We start from the raw sequence: 22318 nt of genomic DNA on the forward strand, positions 1-22318 counted from the left end.
CCAGCGGATGCAGCGCATTCCGTTCCCTGAAATGCAAACCGCGGCGCATCTCTGCGCCGCGGTCGGGGGTATATCAGCGACGCAGACCGAGCTTTTCGATCAGGGTCTTGTAGCGCTCGTTGTCTTTCTTCTTGAGGTAATCAAGCAGGCTGCGACGGCGGTTGACCAGCTGCAGCAGACCACGACGGCTGTGGTGATCCTTCTTGTGGGTCTTGAAGTGGCCGCTCAGGTGCTCGATGCGGGCGGTCAGCAGGGCGACCTGCACTTCGGGGGAGCCGGTGTCGTTGGTGCCACGGGCGTTGTCGGCAATGACTTTCTGGGTGTCGACGGACATGGTTTCTCTCTGTTGGATGCGTGGCCTGCAGGAACGCGGGCTGTCCTCCGCGCGCACCGCCTGGCTCGCCGTTGATGAAGCTGGGGAATGTAAATCACCGGTGAAAACCGGCGGCGTAGTGTAGCCCCGGGGGCCTTGTGAAACAAGGTTTTATTGATCCTGCCCGGCCTTGCTGGCGGTGCCGGCGACCGCCCATGCGAACAACCGCTGCGGCGACAGCGTGCCTTCGGCATCGACCGTCCCCAGCCCCAGGACACGGTTGTCGGGGCCATGGATCGCCACCGGACCGTCGCTGGGCGGGTGTCCGCGCAGCCGTTGCCCCTGCGCCAGGCGGCGCCCACCGGTGGTATCGACGTCGACACGGGAGAATCCGGCAAGCCCGGCCTCGACCGGCAGCAGGCAGGCGTCGAGCGCGCTTTCGCCACCCTGTTCAGCGATCGCCTGCAGTGCCTCCAGCGTGTACATGGGGGATTGCCTGAACGGATCGACCCAGAGACGCCGCAGCGCCCCCACATGTGCCCCGCATCCCAGCGCTTCGCCAAGATCGCGGACCAGGCTGCGCACATAGGTGCCGGACCCGCATTCCACCCGCAGCGACAGGCGGCCGGGGGCGATCTCCAGGATCTCGATGCCGTGAACCTCGACGTCGCGCTCGGGTGCCTCGATGACGTCGCCCCGGCGGGCCTTGGTGTAGAGCGGCTCCCCGCCCTGCTTCAGGGCCGAATAGATCGGCGCCCGCTGGCGGATGCGGCCGGTCAGCGGCGCGAGCGCCGCCTCGACGGTGGCGGCGTCCAGCGGCGGCACCGAGCGCTCGCGCAGCGGCGCGCCGTCGGCGTCGTCGGTATCGGTGGTGGTGCCGAGCACCGCGACCGTGTCGTAGGCCTTGCGCGAACCCAGCAGCAGGCCGGCGATCTTGGTGGCCTCGCCGAAACACAGCGGCAGCAGCCCGGTGGCCAGCGGATCGAGGCTGCCGGTATGGCCGCCCTTCTCCGCGCGGAACAGCCGCCGCGCGACCTGCAGGGCACCGTTAGAGCTCATGCCCTGCGGCTTGTCCAGCAACAGCAGGCCGTCGAGTGGGCGGAATTTGAACTTCGGCGACGACATCGGGAGAGTCGCATTCCTTACTGTAGGAGCGGGCCATGCCCGCGATGCTCTTCGCATGGGTGGACAGAGCAGGAGCATCGCGCGCATGGCGCGCTCCCACAACAGCCGCCCGCACGTTGGGCACGAACACCGGCGGCGTGGACCGTCCGACGTCACGTAAAGGCGGCGGGCTCGACCATACGCAGGCCGGGCACCGCCCGCTTACGGATCCTAGGGTTCTTCGTCGGCCGGGGGCGGCGGCAGGTCGCGCAGCAGGTTCTCGATGCGTTCGCCGCGGTCGACGGAGTCGTCGTAATGGAAATGCAGTTCGGGCACGTGGCGCATCTTCACGCGGCGCGCCAGCTCCATGCGCAGGCCCCAGGCCAGTTCCTTCAGGCCCTTCACCGCCTCGGCCGAACGCTCCTGCATCAATGCGGTGACGAACACCTTGGCATGCGCCATGTCGCGGGTGACTTCGACATCGGACACGCTGACCGACGGCAGGCCGTGCTCGCGCACGGCCTCGTGCACCAACGTGCCCAGCTCGCGACGGAGCTGGGCGGAAACGCGGTCGGTGCGATGGAACGACTTGGTCGGCATGATCAGAGCGTGCGCTGGACTTCGATGCGCTCGAAGCACTCGATCTGGTCGCCCGGCTGGACGTCGTTGTAGGCCTTCACGCCGATGCCGCACTCGGTGCCGTTGCGCACTTCGTCGACGTTCTCCTTGAAGCGGCGCAGCGATTCCAGCTCGCCCTCGAACACCACGGTGCTGGCGCGCAGCACGCGGATCGGCTTGTTCCGCTTGACCGTACCCTCGACCACCATGCAGCCCGCGACCGCGCCGAACTTGGAGCTGCGGAACACGTCGCGCACTTCGGCGATACCGATGATCTCTTCGCGGATTTCCACGCCCAGCAGGCCGGAGGCCACCTGCTTCACCTGGTCGATCACGTCGTAGATGATCGAGAAGTAGCGCAGGTCCACGCCGTTGGCTTCGATGATGCGACGCGCAGAGGCGTCGGCACGCACGTTGAAGCCGATCATGGTCGCCTTGGAGGTGACCGCGGAGTTGGCGTCGGACTCGGTGATGCCGCCCACGCCGGAGCTGATGATGTTGATGCGGATCGATTCGTTGGACAGCGCGGTCAGCGAATGACGCAGCGCTTCCACCGAACCCTGCACGTCGGCCTTGATGATCAGGTTGAGGCTGAGCTGGCCTTCGCCCTTGCCCAGCTGCGCCATGATGTCTTCCATGCGGCTGCCGGCGGACTGCACCAGGCGCGATTCGCGGCGCTTGGTGTCGCGCTGCTGCGCCACGTCCTTGGCCAGGCGCTCGTCGGCGACCACGACGAAGTCGTCGCCCGCTTCGGGCACGCCGGACAGGCCCAGGACCTGTACGGGGATGGACGGACCTGCCGACGGCGGCTGCGCGCCGGTCTCGTCGAACAGCGCACGCACGCGGCCGTACTGGATGCCGCAGACCAGGTAGTCGCCCTTCTTCAGCGTACCCTGCTGCACCAGCACCGTCGCGACCGGGCCACGGCCCTTGTCCAGCGAGGATTCGATGACCACGCCGCTGGCGCGGCCGTCTTCCACGGCCTTCAGTTCCAGCAGTTCGGCCTGGATGGAGATGGCGTCCAGCAGGTTGTCCACGCCCTGGCCCGTCTTGGCCGAGATCTCGACCATCTGGGTGTCGCCGCCGAAATCTTCGGCGACCACTTCCTCGGCCAGCAGCTCGTTCTTCACGCGCAGCGGGTCGGCGTCGGACTTGTCGATCTTGTTCACCGCCACGATCAGCGGCACCTTGGCCGCCTTGGCGTGCTGGATGGCCTCGCGGGTCTGCGGCATGACGCCGTCGTCCGCGGCCACGACCAGCACCACGATGTCGGTCAGCTTGGCGCCGCGGGCGCGCATCGCGGTGAACGCGGCGTGGCCCGGGGTGTCGAGGAAGCTGATGACGCCCTTCGGCGTTTCCACGTGGTACGCGCCGATGTGCTGGGTGATGCCGCCGGCTTCGCCGCTGGCGATCTTGGTGCGGCGGATGTAGTCCAGCAGCGAGGTCTTGCCGTGGTCGACATGGCCCATGATGGTGACCACGGGCGGACGCGCGACCTTGTCGCCCTGCTGCTCTTCCGAGTGCGCCAGCAGTTCGTTCTCGACGTCGTTGGCGTCGGCGCGCACGGCCTTGTGGCCGAGCTCTTCGGTGATCAGCGCGGCGGTGTCGTGGTCGATGGTCTGGGTGATGGTGGCCATCACGCCCATCTTGAACAGCGCCTTCACCACGTCGCCGCCCTTCAGCGCGAGCTTCTGCGCCAGGTCGGCCACGGTGATGGTCTCGCCGATCGCCACCTCGCGCACGATCGGCGCGGTCGGGCGTTCGAAGCCGTGCGCACCGCCGCCACCGCGGCTCTGCTCATGGCGGCGCGGCGGCTTCGGCTTGCCACGCGACGCGCCACGACGGGCGCGATCGGCCGCGGACAGGTGCAGCTGGCCGGCGAAGCGGCTGGTGTTGTCGTCGTCCTCGACGCCGGCGACCATCGCGTGCGAGCCGCGGGTCTTGTGTTTGGCGGCCGCGGCGTTGTTGCGATCGTCGGTCCGCGGCGGATCCTTGCGCACGACCAGCTTGGGCACGTGGTGGCCCTGCGTGGCCGGCTTGGCCGGACGCGCGGTCTCGTCGCCATCCACGGCGACGGCACCCGCCGCCAGCGCGGCGGCTTCGGCATCGGCCTGCGCACGCGCGGCTTCGGCTTCGGCACGGGCCGCGGCTTCTTCCTGGCGGCGACGCTCGAGCTCTTCGGCGCGCTTGGCGTCTTCCTGCGCCAGGCGTTGCTGTTCATCGAGGTTGCGCTGGCGGGATTCCTCCAGCTTGCGCAGGATCTCGGCGCGTTCCGGATCGGCTTCGTTCTGCCAGTTGGTGCTGACGGATTCGGCGTCGGTCGGCTTCGTGTAGGTGCGCTTCTGGCGCACTTCCACGTTGACCGTGGTCTTGCTGCGGCCGGCCGCGACGGTGACTTCCTGCACCTTGCGGCGGTTCAGCGTGATCTTCTTGGGCGCAGCCTCATCCACGGCGGCATCGCTCTTGCCGTGCGAGCGCTTGAGGAAGCCGAGCAGCTTCACTTTTTCCATGCTGGTCACGACCTGGTCGGGACCACTGAAGCTCATGCCGGCCTCGGCCAGTTGCTCCAGGAGTTTCTCGACCGGCGTATTGACCAGTTCAGCGAGCTTGCGGATGGTGGTTTGCTGCGACATTCGGATCCTAGGTTTTGTGTTTCGCCCCCCCGGCGGTGGAGGGGCAACCCTGTTGGAAAGGGGGAATTCTAAGCCCTGCGGACACCAGGGCGGTGTTCATGGACGGCTCATGCGCCACGTTCCAGACGAGCGATCTCCTCGGCGCGGGCGGCCAGGATCAGCGCCGCGGCGCGACCCTCGTCCAGACCCTCGATGCCGAACTCGACCACTTCGTCGGCGGCCAGGTCGGAGAGGTCCTCGCTGGTGCGGACACCGTGCGAGGCCAGCGCGAACGCGGTCTCCTCGTCCATGCCTTCCAGCGCCAGCAGGTCATCGGCCGGGTGGTCGCCTTCCAGGCCTTCTTCCTCGGCCAGCGCCTCGTTCAGCAGGGCATCGCGGGCACGCGAACGCAGTTCCTCGACGATGTCCTCGTCGAAGCCCTCGACGGCCAGCAGTTCGCCGACCGGGACATAGGCGATTTCCTCGACGGTGCTGAAGCCTTCGGCGACCAGGATGGCGGCGATTTCCTCGTCCACTTCCAGCTTGTCCATGAACAGCTGGCGGGCGACGGCCTGCTCGGCCTCGCTCTTGGCCTGCACCTGGTCGGCGGTCATGACGTTGAGCTGCCAGCCGGTCAGGCGGCTGGCCAGGCGCACGTTCTGGCCGCCCTTGCCGATCGCCTGCGCCAGGCGGTCTTCCGCCACGGCCAGGTCCATCGAGTGCTTCTCTTCATCGACGATGATCGACTGCACTTCCGCCGGCGCCATCGCGTTGATGACGAAGGTGGCCGGGTTGTCGTTCCACAGCACGATGTCGACGCGCTCGCCGTTGAGCTCGTTGCTCACGGCCTGCACGCGCGAACCGCGCATGCCGATGCAGGCGCCGATGGGATCGGTGCGGGTGTCGTGCGCCAGCACGGCGATCTTGGCGCGGTCGCCCGGATCGCGTGCGCAGGCCTTGATCTCGACCAGGCCCTGGCCCACTTCCGGCACTTCCAGCTTGAACAGCTCGATCATGAATTCCGGAGCGGCGCGGCTGATGAACAGCTGCGGCCCGCGCGGTTCGTAGCGCACGTCGAACAGGTAGCCGCGGACGCGGTCGCCGGCGCGCAGCACGTCGCGCGGGATGCCCTTGTCCTTCGGGATGAAGGCCTCGGCGTTGCCGCCCAGGTCCACGTAGATGTTGCCGCGCTCGGCACGCTTGACCACGCCGGTGACCAGCTCGCCCACGCGGTCCTTCCAGGCGTCGACCACCTGCGCGCGCTCGGCCTCGCGGACGCGCTGCACGATGACCTGCTTGGCGGCCTGCGCGGCGATGCGGCCGAAATCGGGGTTCTCGATCTTCTCTTCGATCCAGTCGCCCACTTCAGCGCCTTCGGCCTCGTCCTCGGCGTCCATCAGGCGGATCTGGCGGTCGGGCGATTCCATCACCACGTCATCGGCCACCACTTCCCAGCGGCGGAACGTCTCGTAGCTGCCGTCCTTGTGGTCGATGGTGACGCGCACCTGCACGTCCTGGTCCAGGTAGCGCTTCTTGGCGGCGGACGCCAGGGCGGCCTCGATGGCATCGAAGATGACTTCGCGCGGCACGCCCTTCTCGTTGGCCACCGCGTCCACGACCAGCAACAGTTCCTTACTCATTGATCACTCCGCGCGCGGCTTGCGGGCCGCCGGTTGGTTGGGTTTTTTCTTGGCTTGTTTGGCAGGCGCACGCTTGGCGTCCGCTGCCTTCTTGGCGCCGGCCTTGCGGCCACCACCGGGTTTCTCGGGTGCCAGGCCCAGTGCGGCCCAGTCGGGGACCAATCGTCCCTTGTCGATGTTGTCGAACGCCACCGTCATCTCGGCGTCGTCCACGGTGAAGACGATGCTATCGCCTTCGATCCGGCTGATCGTGCCCTGCAGGCGACGACGACGGTCCTGCGGCAGCTTCAGCACGACCTTCGCCGACTCGCCGACGAAGCGTGCGTAGTGTTCCAGCCGGAACAACGGACGGTCCACGCCCGGCGAGGAGACTTCCAGCGTGTAATTGCCGGTGATCGGGTCCTCGACGTCGAGCTGCGCCGACACTTCGCGGCTGACCGCTTCGCAGTCCTCGATGTTGACGTGGCGCGTGGCGCGCTCGGCTTCCTGCACGTCGATATACAAGCGCACCGTAGCGCCGCCGGGCGCCGGCAGGTATTCGATGCCGAGCAGTTCCACGCCCAGAGCCTGGACGGTGGGTGCCAGCAGGTTGGCGATGTCGTTGGCCTTGTCGCTCACGGATTCGCTGCCGATGGTTCGTGGATCTGCGTGTCGCTGAAACAAACAAGGGGCCCGATGGGCCCCTTGTCCGATACGCTGGATGTCGGTGCAACGACGGGAACATGCGTCGTTGCGTGCCCAGGCTTTTCGTCGGTCGCCGGTATCGGCGACCTCGGATAAACATGGTAGCGGGGGCAGGATTTGAACCTGCGACCTTCGGGTTATGAGCCCGACGAGCTGCCAGACTGCTCCACCCCGCAGCAGAAGCGAAATTATGATGAATACGCCGGTGCATTGCAAGCCTTGTCATGCACCAAGTTGAAACATCGCGTTCATCGCGCGTGCCGGCAGTGCCCTGCCGGCGGAACATCGGAGGCTGATCGAGCCCTCAGCCCGCGAAAGCGAGCTTGCACCACGCCATGATCGGGTTCCAGGCGATGCCCAGCGCCAGCAGCGCCAATGCGTTGACGCCGAACACCATCGGCACCACGCGGTCGGCGCGCGGCGGCGGAACCTCGCCCACCGGCTCATCGAAGTACATCACCTTGATGACGCGCAGGTAGTAGAAGGCACCGATCACGGCGCACAGCACGCCGACGATGGCCAGCCACAGGAAGCCGCCATTGACCGCCGCGCCCAGCACGACCAGCTTGGCCCAGAAGCCCAGGAACGGCGGCACGCCGGCCAGCGAGGCCATCACGCACAGCACCAGGCCCGCCTGCCACGGATTGCGCGTATTCAGGCCCTTGAAGTCGTCGATCCTGTCGGCCTCGAACCCCTGCCGCGACAGCACGATGATCGCGCCGAACGCCGCCGCCGACATGATGGCGTAGCTGATCGCGTAGAACAGCGCGGCCGAATAGCCCACCTCGCCGCCGCCAGCGAAGCCGACCAGCAGGAAGCCGACGTGCGACACCGTCGAATAGGCGAGCATGCGCTTGAGGTTGGTCTGGGCGATCGCGATGACGTTGCCGATCACCAGCGAGGCGGCGGCCAGGCCGGCCAGCAACCACTGCCACTGCGCCGCGGCCGGGCCCACGCCGTCCTGCAGCAGGCGGAACGCCATGCCGAACGCGGCCAGCTTCGGCGCCGCGCTGATGAACAGCGTCACCGGCGTCGGGGCGCCGTGGTAGACGTCAGGCAGCCACATGTGGAACGGCGCCGCACCCAGCTTGAACGCCACGCCGGCCACCATGAACACCACGCCGGTGAGCAGCAGCATGCGCTGGTCGCCGCCACCGGCGAGCGCATCGCCCGTGGCCTGGAAAATCGCGGGCAGGTGCAGCGAACCGGTCGCGCCGTAGACCAGCGACATGCCGTACAGCAGCAGGCCTGAGGCCAGCGAGCCGAGCACGATGTACTTCATCGCCGCTTCGGTCGCGAGGCCGTCATCGCGGTTCAGCGCCACCAGGGCATACGAACACAGCGCCAGCAGCTCCAGGCCCAGGTAGACCATCACCAGGCTGCCAGCGGACACCATCATCATCATGCCGGCCGTGGCGAACATCACCAGCACCGGCGCCTCGCCCGGATACAGGTTGCGCTCGCGCAGGTAGGGCCAGCCGTAGACCAGCGACAGCGCGCTGACCGCGACGATCACCACCTTGCTGACGTCGGCCAGGGTGTCGCGCACGAACATGCCACTGAACACGCTGCCCTGCCCGCCCACGCCCGTCGCCAGCATCCACACGACGGCGGCCATGACGATGAGCGCGACGGCATGGGTGATGAAGCGACGCGAGTTGTCGAGGAACAGGTCCAGCATCAGCAGCGCGAACGCGCCGCCGATCAGGGTCAGTTCGGGCAGCAGCGGCTGCAGGTCGGCGGCGGAGATGGGCATCGGCGTCGTCATGGTTCTTCCTTACAGCTTGCTGTTGGCGAGCTGCATCGCCAGTTGCGCGATCGACGGCTCCATCAGGTCCGTGAGCGGCTTCGGATACACACCCAGCGCCAGCACGCAGACCGCGAAACCACCCAGCACCAGCGCTTCGCGCAGGGACACATCCTGCAGCTCGGCCACGTGCGCATTAGCCACGTCACCGAGGATCACGCGCTTGACCAGCCACAGCGTGTAGGCCGCGCCGATCACCAGCGTGGCGGCGGCGAAGAAGGCGATCAACGGATGCTGCTGGAAGCTGGCCAGGATGACCATGAACTCGCCGACGAAACCACTGGTACCCGGCAGGCCGGAGTTGGCCATGCCGAACAGGATGAAGAACGCACCGAACCACGGCATCGTGTTGATGACGCCGCCGTAGTCCTTGATCATGCGGGTGTGCATGCGGTCGTACAGCACGCCGACGCAGGTGAACATCGCGCCGGAGATGAAGCCGTGGCTGATCATCTGCACCATCGCGCCCTGCAGGCCGAGGCGTGCGGCGTCCAGGTTGCCGTAGTCGCGCACCAGGCTGAAGGCGATGAAGATGCCAAGGGTGACAAACCCCATGTGCGAGACCGACGAATAAGCGATCAGCTTCTTCATGTCGTCCTGCACCAGCGCCACCAGGCCCACGTAGACCACGGCGATCAGCGACAGCACGATGACGAACATGGCCCACTCATGGCCCGCGTCCGGCACGATCGGCAAGCTGAAGCGCAACAGGCCGTAGCCACCGATCTTCAGTGCGATCGCCGCCAGGATCACCGAACCGGCCGTCGGTGCCTCGACGTGCGCGTCGGGCAGCCAGGTATGCACCGGGAACATGGGGATCTTGACCGCGAACGCGATCAGGAACGCGAAGAACAGCCACGTCTGTTCCTTGGCATTCAGTGGCAGCGTGTACAGGTCGGCGAGCTGGAAGCTGCCGCCCTTGATATACAGGTACACCAGGCCGACCAGCATCAGTACGGAGCCCAGGAACGTATACAGGAAGAATTTCAGCGATGCGTAGATGCGGCGTGGACCGCCCCAGACGCCGATGATCAGGAACATCGGGATCAGCATCGCTTCGAAGAACACGTAGAACAGAATCGCGTCGCTGGCCGCGAAGATGCCGTTGGTCAGGCCTTCGAGAATCAGGAACGCCGCCACGTACTGGGCCACGCGCTTGTTGACCGAGCCCCACGCACCGGCCAGCGTCAGCACGGTGATCAGCGTATTGAGCAACAGCAGCGCCACCGCGATGCCGTCGGCACCCACGTTGTAATGGATGTCGAAGCTCGGGATCCAGGCGTGGCTCTCGACGAACTGCAGGCCCGGGTTCGCGTAGTCGAAGCCGGTCAGCAGGCCGATGCTGACGGCGAAGGTCAGCACCGCGACCACCAGGCCCAGCCAGCGGGCCGCGTCCGCGCGGGCGTTGCCCACGGCGAGCACCAGCGCACCACCCAGGATGGGCAGCCAGATCAGAACACTTAGCAGGGGCCAGTTCGACACGTTGTTTTATCCGTTGAGTTCTTCGCCAGGGCGTCCGCGGAGCGGCGCCAGGTCGTTACTGCCAAAACTTGATGACGACGCCCAACAGCAGGATCAGGCCGATGATCATCGCGAACGCGTAGTGGTACAGGTAGCCGGACTGGGTCTTGCGCAGGAGCTGCGAGCCCAGGTCCACCAGCTTCGCCGTGCCGTTCACTGCGGCGCCGTCGATCACGTGGCTGTCGATCGCGCGCGACACCTGGCCCAGCTTCACGCCGCCACCGGCGAAGCCGTTGATCCACAGATGGTCGGCCCAGTACTTCTTGTCCAGGATATTGGTCAGGAAGGCGCCGACCTTGCTGTGGCGGATCCTGCCGGGAACGTCCGGGAACACCAGGTACAGAAGCGTCGCCAGCGCGAAGCCCCCCAATGCCAGATACAGCGGAATGGTCTTGTAGCTGTGCAGCGCAAAATCGACGGCGCCATGCCAGTGGCTGATCAGCGCCATGACCGTGTCCCGCGAGGACACCGCCTGTGTCGGGTCGTTGCGGACGAAGTCGATCGCGCCCTGGAAGAACGGCGTCACCAGGATCTCCGCATCATTCCAGCTCGTGCCGAACAGCATCGGGCCTGCGGTGAACATGCCGACGAGGACCGACGGGATCGCCAACAGCACCAGCGGCACCGTCACCACCCAGGGTGACTCGTGCGGTTCATGAGCGCCGTGGTGACCATGATCGTCATGCGCGGCGTCATGGTGTGCGTCGTGGCCATGCCCATGGTCGGCATGCGCATCACGGAAGCGCTCCTTCCCGTGGAAGGTCAGGTAGAGCAGGCGGAAGCTGTAGAAGCTGGTCACAAACACGCCGAGGAGCACGGCCCAGTAGCCGTAAGTCGCAATCCAGGCGCTCGGATCGTTGGACACGCCCTGCTGCACCGCCATCATGCCCATCTCGGCTGCACCATGCGCCGCTTCGCGCGCGACCTCCTGATGGTGGTGCGCCGCCTCGATAATGATGTCCTTCGAGAAGAAACCCGAGAAGAACGGCGTACCGACCAGCGCCAGCGTGCCGATCAGGCTGGTGATCCAGGTGATGGGCATGTACTTGCGCAGGCCACCCATCTTCCGCATGTCCTGCTCGTGGTGCATGCCGATGATGACCGAGCCCGCCGCCAGGAACAGCAGCGCCTTGAAGAACGCGTGCGTCATCAGGTGGAATACCGCCGCCGAGTACGCGGACACACCCAGCGCCACCGTCATGTAGCCCAGCTGCGACAGCGTGGAGTACGCGACCACGCGCTTGATGTCGTTCTGCACGATGCCGATCAGGCCGGTGAACAGCGCCGTCGTCGCACCGATGAACAGCACGAAGTCCAGTGCCGTCTGCGACAGCTCGAACAGCGGCGACATGCGCGCCACCATGAAGATGCCGGCGGTCACCATCGTCGCCGCATGGATCAGCGCCGAGATCGGGGTCGGGCCTTCCATCGAGTCCGGCAGCCACACGTGCAGCGGCACCTGCGCCGACTTGCCCATGGCGCCGATGAACAGGCAGATGCAGGTCAGCGTGGCCATCGACCAGATGACGGGCGCGTCCAGCAGCTGGAACGTATTGCCGAACACGGTTACTGCGCCCGACCAGACCGGGATCGCCTTGCCGGCCAGCAGCGAGGCGTTGGCGAACACCGTGGCGTAGTCCAGCGTGCCGAACATCAGCAGCACGCAGCCGATGCCCAGCAGGAAGCCGAAGTCTCCGACGCGGTTCACCAGGAACGCCTTCATGTTGGCAAAGATCGCCGTGGGGCGCTTGAACCAGAAGCCGATCAGCAGGTACGACACCAGGCCCACCGCTTCCCAGCCGAAGAACAGCTGCAGGAAATTGTTGCTCATCACCAGCATCAGCATGCTGAAGGTGAACAGCGAGATGTAGCTGAAGAAGCGCTGGTAGCCGGGGTCCTCGGCCATGTAGCCGATCGTGTAGAGGTGCACCAGCAGCGACACGAAGGTCACCACGACCATCATCATCGCGGTCAGCTTGTCGATCATGAAACCGACGTGGCCGGCGTAGTTGCCGACCTCGAAGAACGTATACAGATTCTCGTTGAACGGAGACGCGCCCAGCGACACCAGCTGGTACAGGACCCAGCACGACAGCGCGCAGCTGGTGGCCACGCCCAGGATCGTCGCGGTGTGGGCGCCCGCGCGGCCGACGATGCGTCCGAACAGGCCGGCGATGATGCTGCCCAGCAGCGGCGCCAGCACGATGGCCAGCAGCACGTTCTTGGAGAGGAGGACTTCCATACCGGTCATCGGTGCATCAGCCTTTGAGCGTATCGACTTCGGCCACGTTGATCGTGCGCCGGGTGCGGAACAGGGTGACCAGGATCGCCAGGCCGATGGCGGCCTCGGCCGCGGCCACGGTCAGGATGAAGAAGACGAAGATCTGGCCGGCCGCATCGCCCAGTTCGCGCGAGAACGCGACGAAGTTGATGTTCACCGACAGCAGCATCAGTTCGATCGACATCAGCAGCACGATGACGTTCTTCCGGTTGAGGAAGATGCCGGCCAGGCTGATGCAGAACAGCACGGCGCCGAGCGCCAGCAGGTGGCCTACGGAAATCATGCCTTGCCCTCCCCTTCCGCCGGCTCGCTGGCCGGCACGTCGCGCACCGGCTTCTCGGCCGGCATCGACACCATGCGGATACGGTCGCGCGCCTTGACCCGCGACTGCTCGCCCGGGTCCTGCGTCTTGATGCCGGTGCGCTTGCGCAGCGTCAGCATCACGGCGGCCACCACGGCCACGGTGAGGATGACGGCGGCGAACTCGAACGGCAGCAGGAACTCGGTGAACAGCGTGCGCGCCAGCCAGGCGGTGTTCGACACGTCGGCGGCGGCCGAGGCTGCGTTGTCCGGGAACGGCACCGCGCTGCGCGCCTTGATACCGATCAGCACCAGCATCTGCGCCAGCATGACCACCGCGACCAGCAGGCCGACCGGCAGGAACTTCACCCAGCCCTCGCGCAACGCATCGACATCGATGTCGAGCATCATCACCACGAACAGGAACAGCACCATCACCGCGCCGACGTAGACGAGGATCAGCGCCACGCCGAGGAACTCCGCGCCCACCAGCAGCCAGATGCAGGCCACCGAGAAGAACGTCAGGATGAGGCACAGCACGGCATGCACCGGGTTGCGCACGCTGATCACCGCGCCGGCGGCGATGACCGCGACGGCAGCGAACGCGTAGAAACTGGTCAGGACCCAATCCATTCTTCGGACCTCAGCGGAAGGCGGCGTCGGCGGCGCGGCGCTCGGCGATCTCGGCTTCCAGCCGGTCGCCGATCGCCAGCAGCTGCGGCTTGGTGACGATGTTCTGCCCGCGCTTGTCGAAGTGGTACTCCAGCACGTGCGTTTCCACGATCGAGTCCACCGGGCAGCTCTCTTCGCAGAAGCCGCAGTAGATGCACTTGAACAGGTCGATGTCGTAGCGCGTGGTGCGGCGGGTGCCGTCCTCGCGGGGGGCCGAGTCGATGGTGATCGCCAGCGCCGGGCACACGGCCTCGCACAGCTTGCAGGCGATGCAACGCTCTTCGCCATTCGGATAGCGGCGCAGCGCGTGCAGGCCGCGGAAGCGCGGCGACTGCGGGAACTTCTCCATCGGGTACATCAACGTGTACTTCGGCTTGAAGGTGTACTTCAGCGTCAGCCACAGGCCCTGGAGCAGCTCCAGCAGCATCAGGCTCTTGAAGTAGTGCACAACCTTGCTCATGTCTTACACACCCTTCTCGAACACGCCGAAGAACACCAGCAACGCCGTCACCGCGATCCAGAAGATCGTGAGCGGGATGAACACCTTCCAGCCCAGGCGCATGATCTGGTCGTAGCGGTAACGCGGGAAGCTGGCGCGGAACCAGATGTAGGCGCTGGCGAAGAACAGCACCTTCAGCAGCAGCCATGGCCAGCCGCCGGTCCAGATCCAGTTGATCCACGGCGACACGTCGGCGGTGATCCAGCCCTGCAGCGGGCTCAGCCAGCCGCCGAGGAAGAACAGCGACACCAGGAAGCTGACCAGGATCATGTTGGCGTATTCGGCCAGGAAGAACAGCGCGAACGCCGCACCCGAATACTCGACCATGTGGCCGGCGACGATTTCCGATTCGCCTTCCACCACGTCGAACGGCGAGCGGTTGGTCTCGGCGACGCCGGACACCCAGTACACGATGAACAGCGGGAACAGCGGCAGCCAGAACCACTCGAAGAAGCCCGAGTCGCCCGCCTGCGCCATCACGATGTCGGTCAGGTTGAGGCTGCCGGCGGCGATCAGCACGCCGACCAGCGCGAAGCCCATCGCGATCTCGTAGCTGACCACCTGCGCGGCGGAACGCATCGCGCCGAGGAAGGCGTACTTCGAGTTCGACGCCCAGCCGGCGATGATGATGCCGTACACGCCCAGCGAGGTCATCGCCAGCAGGTACAGCAGGCCGGCATTGGCGTTCGACAGCACCAGTTGATAGTCGAACGGCACCACCGCCCAGGCGGCGAACGCCGGCGCCAGCGTGATCAGCGGCGCCAGGATGTACATCGTCTTCTGCGCGCTGCTGGGCTGGATGATCTCCTTGAACAGCAGCTTGAAGACGTCGGCGAAGGCCTGGAAGATGCCCATGCCCACGTACATGGGCCCGTGGCGCACATGCATCCAGCCGATCAGCTTGCGCTCCCACACCACGTAGAACGCGACCGAGATGATCACCGGCATGGCGATGGCCAGGATCTTCAGCACGATCCACAGGATCATGCCGATGTCGCCCAATCCGAAGAACCACTCGCGCAGCGGGCCGACCGCGTTGATCAGCAATTCGTTCATGCGCTCACCACCGTGACACGTCCGGCGCCCAGCGGTGCCGTGGCTCCGTAGCCGCTCTCGATCCAGGCGACGCCTGCGGCGACGCGGGCATCCACCACCACCGGCAATGCGGCCGTGCCGATGCCGTTGCCGACCTTGGCCACCTGCCCTTCGGCCACGCCGGCGGCCTGCGCGTCGGCGGGATTCAGCACGATGCGGTCGCCCACGTTCAGCGGATGCGCCTGCAGCGCCTCCGCGCGGCGGACGGTACCGTCGGTGCGGTAGATCGCCGCGGTGACGGCCAGCTCCAGGCCTTCGGAGGTGGCGACCGGCGCGGCGGACTTCGTCACAGCGACCGTCCTGGCGTCGGCGATGGCCGCACGCGCACCGGCGATATCGGTGAACTCGAAACCGGCCAGCTGCAATTCGCCACCGAGGGCACGCAGCACCTTCCAGCCCTCGCGCGCCTCGCCCGGCAGCTTGCCGGCGGCCTGCGTGCGCTGATCCTTGCCATCCAGGTTGGTCAGCGTGGCGTCGATTTCCGGCAACAGGCCGATCGGCAGGATCACGTCGGCCACATCGCGCGTGGACTTGCAGGCGAAGTGGCTGAACGCCACCACCTTGGCCGAAGCCAGCGCGCGCGACGCGGCCGGCGTGTCGGCGAAGTCCAGGCCCGGCTCGATGCCGTAGATCACATAGGCGCTGCGCGGCTCGGCGAACATGCCGGCCACGTCGCGACCGGTCGGCAGCACGCCGCGGCGGGCCAGGCCAACCGCGTTCGCACCCTGCGGAATGCGGCACAGCGAGGCATCGGTCGCGCCTGCGAAATCCGCAGCAGCGGCGCGCAGCGCGGCGGCCTGCGGATGGTTCTCCACGATGCCACCGACGATCACGACGGCGCGATTCGCGGCCTTGGCGACGTCGCGCAGCGCAGCGTCGTTCAAGGCATCACCGAGCTTGGACGGCGCGACGATGTGCTTGCCCGCGATGCCGAAGGCAAAGTCGAAGTCGACCGGATTGACCACGTGCACCTTGGCGCCTTTGCGGACGGCCTTGCGGATGCGCTGGTGCAGCAGCGGCAGCTCGTGGCGCAGGTTGGTGCCGAACAGCACGATGACATCGGCCTGCTCGATCTCCGCCAGCGGCAGTGCGAAAGGCTCCGCGACGGCGCCGTCGGAGAAGTCGCGGCTGTTGATGCGGTGGTCCAGGTTGCCGGTACCGAGGCCGCCGGCCAGCTTCGCCAGCAGGCCGCCCTCCTCGTTCGACACCGCCGGGTGCACCAGCACGCCGAGGCTGTCGCCGCGGCTGGCGCGCAGGATCTCGGCGGCAGCGACCAGGCCTTCGGCCCAGGACACTTCGCGCCACTCACCGCCGACCTTCTGCAGCGGCTTCACCGCGCGGTCGTCGGCGTACAGGCCCTGGTGCGAATAGCGGTCGCGATCCGACAGCCAGCACTCGTTGACCGCCTCGTTCTCGCGCGGCACGGTGCGCAGCACCTGGCCACGGCGCGAGTGGTAGAACACGTTCGAGCCCATCGCGTCGTGGAAACCGACGGACTCGCGCGCGATCAGTTCCCACGGACGCGCGCGGAACTGGAACACCTTGTTGGTCAGCGCACCGACCGGGCACACGTCGATGACGTTGCCGGAGATCTCGGTGGTCAGCGGCTTGCCGTCGTAGGTGCCGATCTGCAGGTTCTCGCCGCGGTACATGCCGCCCAGCTCGTAGGTGCCGGCGACGTCCGCGGTGAAGCGCACGCAGCGCGTGCACTGGATGCAGCGGGTCATCTCGGTGGCGACCAGCGGACCGATGTCCTCGTCCGGCACCACGCGCTTGCGTTCCTGGAAACGGCTGACCGAACGGCCATAACCCAGCGACAGGTCCTGCAGCTCGCACTCGCCGCCCTGGTCGCAGATCGGGCAGTCCAGCGGATGGTTGATCAGCAGGAATTCCATCACGTTGCGCTGCGACTTCAATGCCTTGTCGCTGCGCGTGGCGATCTTCATGCCGTCCATCACCGGCGTGGCGCAGGCCGGCGCCGGCTTCGGCATCTTCTCGACTTCGACCAGGCACATGCGGCAGTTGGCCGCGATCGGCAGCTTCTCGTGGTAGCAGAAGCGCGGGATCGGGATGCCGGCCTTGTCGGCGGCCTGGATGATCATCGAACCCTTGGGCGCGGCCAACTCCTGCCCGTCGATGAAGACGGTGACGTGGTCCGGCGGAAGGTTGGGATTCACGGGCTGCGCACTCACGCGGCCACCTCCAGGTTGGAACGGACCACCGTGCCGTCGCGCTCGTCGTCGACGAGGAAGCGCTTGTTGACGATCGCGTATTCGAATTCGTGCCAGAAGTGGCGCAGCATGCCCTGCACCGGCCACGCGGCGGCTTCGCCGAACGCGCAGATGGTGTGGCCCTCGATCTGGCCGGCGGCGGCGCGCAGCGTCTGCAGGTCTTCGATCGTGGCCTTGTGCTCGGCGACGCGGGTCAGCATGCGGTACATCCAGCCCGTGCCTTCGCGGCATGGCGTGCACTGGCCGCAGCTTTCCTTGTAGTAGAAGCGCGCGATGCGCTGGCAGGCACGCACCATGCAGGTGGTGTCGTCCATGACGACGACGGCGCCCGAGCCCAGGCCGGAGCCGGCCTTCTGGATGCTGTCGTAGTCCATGGTCAGGCCCATCATCACCTCGCCCGGCAGCACCGGCATCGAGGAGCCGCCCGGGATCACGGCCTTGAGCGTGCGGCCTTCGCGCATGCCGCCGCACAGCGCGAGCAGGTCGGCGAACGACGTGCCCAGGCGGATCTCGTGGTTGCCCGGATTCGCGACGTGGCCGGAGACCGAGAAGATCTTGCAGCCGCCGTTGTTGGGCTTGCCGAGGTTCATGAACCACTCGGCGCCGTTGCGCACGATCGCCGGCACCGACGCGTAGGTTTCGGTGTTGTTGATCGTGGTCGGCTTGCCGTACAGGCCGAAGTTGGCCGGGAACGGCGGCTTGAAGCGCGGTTGGCCCTTCTTGCCCTCCAGCGACTCCATCAGCGCGGTTTCTTCGCCGCAGATGTAGGCGCCCGCGCCCAGCGCGTTGTACAGGTCGATGTCCACGCCGGAGCCGAGGATGTTCTTGCCCAGCCAGCCGTGCTTGTAGGCCTCGGCGGTGGCTTCTTCCAGGTGCTCGAACGGTTCGTGGTGGAACTCGCCGCGCAGGTAGTTGTAGCCCACGGTCGAACCGGTGGCGTAGCAGGCGATCGCCATGCCCTCGATCACCGCATGCGGGTTGTAGCGCAGGATGTCGCGGTCCTTGGCGGTGCCGGGCTCGGATTCGTCCGAGTTGCAGAGGATGTACTTCTGCATGTCGCCCTTGGGCATGAAGCTCCACTTCAGGCCGGTGGGGAAGCCCGCGCCGCCGCGGCCGCGCAGGCCGGACTGCTTGACCATCTCGACGACGTCGGCCGGCGGGATATTCTCTTCGATGATCCGGCGCAGCGCGGCGTAACCGCCGGTCTTCAGGTAGTTCTCATACGACCACGGCTTGTCGAAATGCAGCGTGGTGTAGACGGCCTGGTGCTCCTTGGGAGCGGGGCCGACCGGGCCGTAGCCCTCTGAGTAGTGTGAGTGGCCTGCCATGCGCTTACTCCAGCCCGTCCAGCAGCTCGTCGACCTTCGCCGGCGTCAGCTTCTCGTGGTAGTGGCCGTTGATGACCACGACCGGCGCGCCGCAGCAGGCGGCCACGCATTCTTCTTCGCGCTTCAGGTACACGCGGCCGTCGGCGGTGGATTCGCCCAGCTTGCAGCCGAGCTTCTTCTCGGCGTGCGCGACCAAGCCTTCGGCGCCGTTGAGCCAGCAGCTGATGTTGGTGCAGAAGGCGACGTTGTTGCGGCCGACCTTCTCGGTCTCGAACATCGAGTAGAAGCTGGCGACTTCGTACGCCCACACCGGCGGCAGGTCGAGGTACTTGGCGACGGCAGCGATCAGTTCGTCGGTCAGCCAACCCTCGTTCTGCTCCTGCGCGGCGTGCAGGCCCTGCAGCACCGCGGAACGCTTGCGGTCCGGCGGGAACTTGGTCAGCCAATGATCGATGTGCGCGCGCGTCCTGTCGCTCAACGCCACCAGCGGATCGACGTTCTGCGCCGCTTCGAAATTACCCGTGGCCCTCATCGGTCCACCTCACCAAATACCAAGTCATAAGTACCGATCATCGCGACGACGTCGGGGAGCATGTGGCCGCGCACGATCTCGTCCATCGAGGACAGGTGCGCGAAGCCCGGCGCGCGCAGCTTCACGCGGAACGGCTTGTTGGCGCCGTCGGACACCAGGTAGCAGCCGAACTCGCCCTTCGGCGCCTCGACCGCGGCGTAGGTCTCGCCGGCCGGCACGCAATAGCCTTCGCTGAAGAGCTTGAAGTGGTGGATCAGCGCTTCCATGTCGTCCTTCATCTCCTCGCGGGAGGGCGGCGCGACCTTGAAGTTCTGCACCATGACCGGGCCGGGGTTGGCCTTTAGCCAGGTCACGCACTGCTGGATGATGCGGTTGGACTGGCGCATCTCGGCGACGCGGACCAGGTAACGGTCGTAGCAGTCGCCGTTGACGCCGACGGGAATGTCGAAGTCGACCACGTCGTACTTCGCATACGGCTGCTTCTTGCGCAGGTCCCAGGCGATGCCCGAGCCGCGCAGCATGGCGCCGGTCATGCCCCAGGCGCGCGCCTGCTCCGGCGCGACCACGCCGATGCCGACGGTGCGCTGCTTCCAGATGCGGTTGTCGGTCAGCAGCGTCTCGTACTCGTCGACGCGCTTCGGGAATTCGTTGGTGAAGTCTTCCAGGAAATCCAGCAGCGAGCCTTCGCGCGCCTGGTTGAACTGCTTCAGCGCCTTCCCCTTGCGCCAGGGCGATTCCTTGTACTTCGGCATACGGTCCGGCAGGTCGCGGTAGACGCCACCCGGCCGGTAGTAGGCCGCGTGCATGCGCGCGCCGCTGACCGCTTCGTAGCAGTCCATCAGCTCTTCGCGCTCACGGAAGGCGTACAGCATCACCGCCATCGCGCCGAGGTCGAGCGCATTGGAGCCGATCCACATCAGGTGGTTCAGGATGCGGGTGATCTCGTCGTACATCGTGCGGATGTACTGCGCGCGCTCCGGCGCCTCGATGCCCATTAGGGTTTCGATGGCGCGCACGTAGGCGTGCTCGTTGCACATCATCGACACGTAGTCGAGGCGGTCCATGTAGCCGATCGACTGGTTGAACGGCTTGGACTCGGCCAGCTTCTCGGTACCCCGGTGCAGCAGGCCGACGTGCGGATCGGCGCGCACGATGGTCTCGCCGTCCATTTCCAGGATCAGGCGCAGCACGCCGTGCGCAGCCGGATGCTGGGGGCCGAAGTTCAGCGTGTAGTTGCGGATTTCCTGCCTGGCTTCGGCAGGATTGCTGGCGAACGCGGTGCCGGATTGCGGATTGCTCATGCCTTGCCCTCGCGCACGGCCTGCTCGCCGGCGGCGGTCTGGTAGCGGGCGTCGTCGCGGATCACGCGCGGCACGCCGACACGCGGCTCGACCGAGGTGACCGGCTCGTACACCACGCGCTTCTTCTCTTCGTCGTAGCGGACTTCGACGTTGCCGATCAGCGGGAAGTCCTTGCGGAACGGATGGCCGACGAAACCATAGTCGGTCAGGATGCGACGCAGGTCCGGATGGCCTTCGAAGATGATGCCGTACAGGTCGAACGCCTCGCGCTCGAACCAGTTCAGGCCCGGCCACACATCGCACAGCGACGCCACGACCGGCAGACCGTCGTCCGGCGCGAAGCAGCGCACGCGCACGCGGCGGTTGTACTGGTAAGACAGCAGGTGCAGGACCACGGCGAAGCGGTTCGGGCGGGCGGCGTCGCGCGGCCGCTGGTCCCAATTGAAGCGGCCGGGCCCGAAGCCCTCGACGCCGCGACTGAAGCCCTCGGACGACACGTCGGCGGTATCCCACTCGGCACTGCCATAGCCCAGGTAGTCCACGCCGCTGACGTCGACGGCCTGCTCGAAAGCGAACTCGTCGCGCAGCGCCAGGCAGACCGCATGCCACGAGGCGGACGGCACTTCCAGGGTGATTTCGCCGCGCGGCTCGGCCACGCTGACCGTGGCGTCCGCGAAGCGGGCGCGCAGCTGGTCGGTGAAGTTTGCAGCTTGCTCAGCCATGGGGCGTGGCGTGCTCTAGAAAGGATTCGGGGGAAAGGAGGATCAGCGCGCGATGGTCTGCGTGCGCCAGATCTTCTTCTGCAATTGCAGGATGCCGTACACCAGCGCCTCGGCCGTGGGCGGGCAACCCGGCACGTACACGTCCACCGGCACCACGCGGTCGCAACCGCGCACCACCGAGTACGAGTAGTGGTAGTAGCCGCCACCGTTGGCGCAGCTGCCCATCGAGATGACCCACTTCGGCTCGGGCATCTGGTCGTAGACCTTGCGCAGCGCCGGGGCCATCTTGTTGACCAGCGTGCCGGCCACGATCATCACGTCGGACTGGCGCGGCGACGGGCGGAACACCACGCCGTAGCGGTCCAGGTCGAGGCGCGAGGTGCCGGCGTGCATCATTTCGACGGCGCAGCAGGCCAGGCCGAACGTCATCGGCCACATCGAGCCGGTGCGCGCCCAGTTCATCAGCGCGTCGACGCTGGTGGTGACGTAGCCCTTTTCCAGCAGCGGGTTGTCGCCCTCGGGGCGCAGGATGTCGTCCACCCGCCCTTCCGGGATCGGGTTGTTCATCAGACGGTCGACGGTCTGGATCACTCCCATTCGAGCGCTCCCTTCTTCCAAACGTAAATGAAGCCGAGGAACAGCATGCCCACGAACAGGCCCATCGTGACCAGCGCACGCGGACCCAGTTCCTGGAACACCAGCGTCCACGGAACAATGAAGATGATTTCCAGATCGAACACGATGAACTGGATGGCGATCAGGTAGTAGCGCACGTCGAACTTCATGCGCGCGTCTTCGAAGGCCTCGAAGCCGCATTCGTACGGGGACAGCTTCTGGGCGTCGGGCCGACGCGGACCGAGGAAGCGACCCGCCACCATCAGCGCGATGCCGATGCCGGTGGCGACGATCAGGAACAACAGGGTGGGCAGGTAATTGGCCAGCACTCGCTTGTCTCTTCTTGTCCTATCCGCCGGCGCGCACGACGCGGCACGGCATGAATGGGGCTCGCATCGCCCGCGCCCGGCTACGCCGTGCACGACCCGTGGCGCGACCGCCGG

General features: G+C 66.4%; 20 protein-coding genes and 1 tRNA gene. All 21 read right to left on the reverse strand.

From position 1 onward, the window contains the following. Positions 1-73: 73 nt before the first annotated feature. The 21 genes from rpsO to AC04MD_RS16830 all read right to left on the reverse strand — a co-directional run bounded on the left by rpsO (position 74) and on the right by AC04MD_RS16830 (position 22204). On the reverse strand, positions 74-334 hold the full coding sequence (gene rpsO / locus AC04MD_RS16730) for a 30S ribosomal protein S15 (protein WP_475498401.1): 261 nt from the start codon (positions 332-334) through the stop codon (positions 74-76). Between the two features lie 150 nt (positions 335-484). Further along, on the reverse strand, positions 485-1438 hold the full coding sequence (truB, locus tag AC04MD_RS16735) for a tRNA pseudouridine(55) synthase TruB (protein WP_475498402.1): 954 nt from the start codon (positions 1436-1438) through the stop codon (positions 485-487). A 210-nt stretch (positions 1439-1648) separates the two neighbouring features. Further along, positions 1649-2017, reverse strand: coding sequence for a 30S ribosome-binding factor RbfA (gene rbfA, locus AC04MD_RS16740; RefSeq protein WP_475498403.1), 369 nt, complete (start codon positions 2015-2017; stop codon positions 1649-1651). Positions 2018-2019: 2 nt separating this feature from the next. Then, positions 2020-4668 carry a translation initiation factor IF-2 gene (gene infB, locus AC04MD_RS16745; protein WP_475498404.1) on the reverse strand — a complete coding sequence of 883 codons (2649 nt, stop codon included), beginning with the start codon at positions 4666-4668 and terminating at the stop codon, positions 2020-2022. Positions 4669-4775: 107 nt separating this feature from the next. Beyond that, on the reverse strand, positions 4776-6287 hold the full coding sequence (gene nusA / locus AC04MD_RS16750; protein WP_475498405.1) for a transcription termination factor NusA: 1512 nt from the start codon (positions 6285-6287) through the stop codon (positions 4776-4778). Positions 6288-6290: 3 nt separating this feature from the next. Further along, positions 6291-6905, reverse strand: a complete 615-nt coding sequence (gene rimP, locus AC04MD_RS16755) for a ribosome maturation factor RimP (RefSeq protein ID WP_475498406.1) — start codon at positions 6903-6905, stop codon at positions 6291-6293. A gap of 165 nt (positions 6906-7070) precedes the next feature. Then, positions 7071-7147: transfer RNA gene (locus AC04MD_RS16760), tRNA-Met, on the reverse strand. 128 nt (positions 7148-7275) lie between these two features. Next, positions 7276-8739, reverse strand: a complete 1464-nt coding sequence (gene nuoN / locus AC04MD_RS16765) for an NADH-quinone oxidoreductase subunit NuoN (RefSeq protein ID WP_475498407.1) — start codon at positions 8737-8739, stop codon at positions 7276-7278. A 9-nt stretch (positions 8740-8748) separates the two neighbouring features. Next, on the reverse strand, positions 8749-10260 hold the full coding sequence (locus AC04MD_RS16770; protein WP_475498408.1) for an NADH-quinone oxidoreductase subunit M: 1512 nt from the start codon (positions 10258-10260) through the stop codon (positions 8749-8751). Between the two features lie 55 nt (positions 10261-10315). Beyond that, positions 10316-12541, reverse strand: coding sequence for an NADH-quinone oxidoreductase subunit L (nuoL, locus tag AC04MD_RS16775; RefSeq protein ID WP_475498409.1), 2226 nt, complete (start codon positions 12539-12541; stop codon positions 10316-10318). A gap of 16 nt (positions 12542-12557) precedes the next feature. After that, positions 12558-12863 carry an NADH-quinone oxidoreductase subunit NuoK gene (nuoK, locus tag AC04MD_RS16780; protein WP_056881218.1) on the reverse strand — a complete coding sequence of 102 codons (306 nt, stop codon included), beginning with the start codon at positions 12861-12863 and terminating at the stop codon, positions 12558-12560. Next, complete coding sequence (locus tag AC04MD_RS16785) at positions 12860-13513, reverse strand: NADH-quinone oxidoreductase subunit J (protein WP_475498410.1); 654 nt, start codon at positions 13511-13513, stop codon at positions 12860-12862. Before AC04MD_RS16785 ends, nuoK begins: the two co-directional genes overlap by 4 nt. Positions 13514-13523: 10 nt before the next feature. Then, entirely contained in the window at positions 13524-14012 is a 489-nt protein-coding gene (nuoI, locus tag AC04MD_RS16790) for an NADH-quinone oxidoreductase subunit NuoI (RefSeq protein WP_162108528.1), read from the reverse strand. 3 nt (positions 14013-14015) lie between these two features. Beyond that, on the reverse strand, positions 14016-15107 hold the full coding sequence (gene nuoH, locus AC04MD_RS16795) for an NADH-quinone oxidoreductase subunit NuoH (protein ID WP_475498411.1): 1092 nt from the start codon (positions 15105-15107) through the stop codon (positions 14016-14018). Further along, positions 15104-17338 (reverse strand): NADH-quinone oxidoreductase subunit NuoG, encoded by a 2235-nt coding sequence (gene nuoG, locus AC04MD_RS16800; protein WP_475498412.1) that lies wholly within the window; start codon positions 17336-17338, stop codon positions 15104-15106. Before nuoG ends, nuoH begins: the two co-directional genes overlap by 4 nt. Further along, positions 17335-18705 (reverse strand): NADH-quinone oxidoreductase subunit NuoF, encoded by a 1371-nt coding sequence (nuoF, locus tag AC04MD_RS16805; RefSeq protein ID WP_475498413.1) that lies wholly within the window; start codon positions 18703-18705, stop codon positions 17335-17337. The genes nuoG and nuoF overlap by 4 nt, the downstream gene beginning before the upstream one ends. Before the next feature lie 4 nt (positions 18706-18709). Next, complete coding sequence (gene nuoE / locus AC04MD_RS16810) at positions 18710-19237, reverse strand: NADH-quinone oxidoreductase subunit NuoE (RefSeq protein ID WP_475498414.1); 528 nt, start codon at positions 19235-19237, stop codon at positions 18710-18712. Continuing rightward, a complete protein-coding gene (locus tag AC04MD_RS16815) occupies positions 19234-20538 on the reverse strand; it encodes an NADH-quinone oxidoreductase subunit D (RefSeq protein WP_475498415.1) in 1305 nt (434 codons plus the stop codon). The genes nuoE and AC04MD_RS16815 overlap by 4 nt, the downstream gene beginning before the upstream one ends. Then, positions 20535-21260 carry an NADH-quinone oxidoreductase subunit C gene (locus AC04MD_RS16820; RefSeq protein ID WP_475498416.1) on the reverse strand — a complete coding sequence of 242 codons (726 nt, stop codon included), beginning with the start codon at positions 21258-21260 and terminating at the stop codon, positions 20535-20537. Before AC04MD_RS16820 ends, AC04MD_RS16815 begins: the two co-directional genes overlap by 4 nt. A 42-nt stretch (positions 21261-21302) precedes the next feature. Further along, positions 21303-21857: a NuoB/complex I 20 kDa subunit family protein gene (locus tag AC04MD_RS16825; protein WP_055943825.1), complete on the reverse strand. Its 555-nt coding sequence runs from the start codon at positions 21855-21857 to the stop codon at positions 21303-21305. Then, positions 21848-22204, reverse strand: a complete 357-nt coding sequence (locus tag AC04MD_RS16830; RefSeq protein WP_055943822.1) for an NADH-quinone oxidoreductase subunit A — start codon at positions 22202-22204, stop codon at positions 21848-21850. Before AC04MD_RS16830 ends, AC04MD_RS16825 begins: the two co-directional genes overlap by 10 nt. Positions 22205-22318: the final 114 nt, after the last annotated feature.

It is taken from the genome of Pseudoxanthomonas sp. LjRoot206, from assembly GCF_056175725.1.

Bases quoted from the DNA above. Each gene is read 5' to 3' on its own strand.
- truB (WP_475498402.1), bottom strand. From the start codon at position 1,438: ATGTCGTCGCCGAAGTTCAAATTCCGCCCACTCGACGGCCTGCTGTTG.
- rpsO (WP_475498401.1), bottom strand. From the start codon at position 334: ATGTCCGTCGACACCCAGAAAGTCATTGCCGACAACGCCCGTGGCACC.
- nuoN (WP_475498407.1), bottom strand. From the start codon at position 8,739: ATGACGACGCCGATGCCCATCTCCGCCGCCGACCTGCAGCCGCTGCTG.
- rbfA (WP_475498403.1), bottom strand. From the start codon at position 2,017: ATGCCGACCAAGTCGTTCCATCGCACCGACCGCGTTTCCGCCCAGCTC.
- nuoF (WP_475498413.1), bottom strand. From the start codon at position 18,705: ATGGCAGGCCACTCACACTACTCAGAGGGCTACGGCCCGGTCGGCCCC.
- nuoH (WP_475498411.1), bottom strand. From the start codon at position 15,107: ATGAACGAATTGCTGATCAACGCGGTCGGCCCGCTGCGCGAGTGGTTC.
- AC04MD_RS16815 (WP_475498415.1), bottom strand. From the start codon at position 20,538: ATGAGCAATCCGCAATCCGGCACCGCGTTCGCCAGCAATCCTGCCGAA.
- AC04MD_RS16785 (WP_475498410.1), bottom strand. From the start codon at position 13,513: ATGGATTGGGTCCTGACCAGTTTCTACGCGTTCGCTGCCGTCGCGGTC.
- AC04MD_RS16825 (WP_055943825.1), bottom strand. From the start codon at position 21,857: ATGGGAGTGATCCAGACCGTCGACCGTCTGATGAACAACCCGATCCCG.
- nusA (WP_475498405.1), bottom strand. From the start codon at position 6,287: ATGAGTAAGGAACTGTTGCTGGTCGTGGACGCGGTGGCCAACGAGAAG.
- nuoL (WP_475498409.1), bottom strand. From the start codon at position 12,541: ATGGAAGTCCTCCTCTCCAAGAACGTGCTGCTGGCCATCGTGCTGGCG.
- nuoI (WP_162108528.1), bottom strand. From the start codon at position 14,012: ATGAGCAAGGTTGTGCACTACTTCAAGAGCCTGATGCTGCTGGAGCTG.
- AC04MD_RS16820 (WP_475498416.1), bottom strand. From the start codon at position 21,260: ATGGCTGAGCAAGCTGCAAACTTCACCGACCAGCTGCGCGCCCGCTTC.
- nuoK (WP_056881218.1), bottom strand. From the start codon at position 12,863: ATGATTTCCGTAGGCCACCTGCTGGCGCTCGGCGCCGTGCTGTTCTGC.
- nuoE (WP_475498414.1), bottom strand. From the start codon at position 19,237: ATGAGGGCCACGGGTAATTTCGAAGCGGCGCAGAACGTCGATCCGCTG.
- infB (WP_475498404.1), bottom strand. From the start codon at position 4,668: ATGTCGCAGCAAACCACCATCCGCAAGCTCGCTGAACTGGTCAATACG.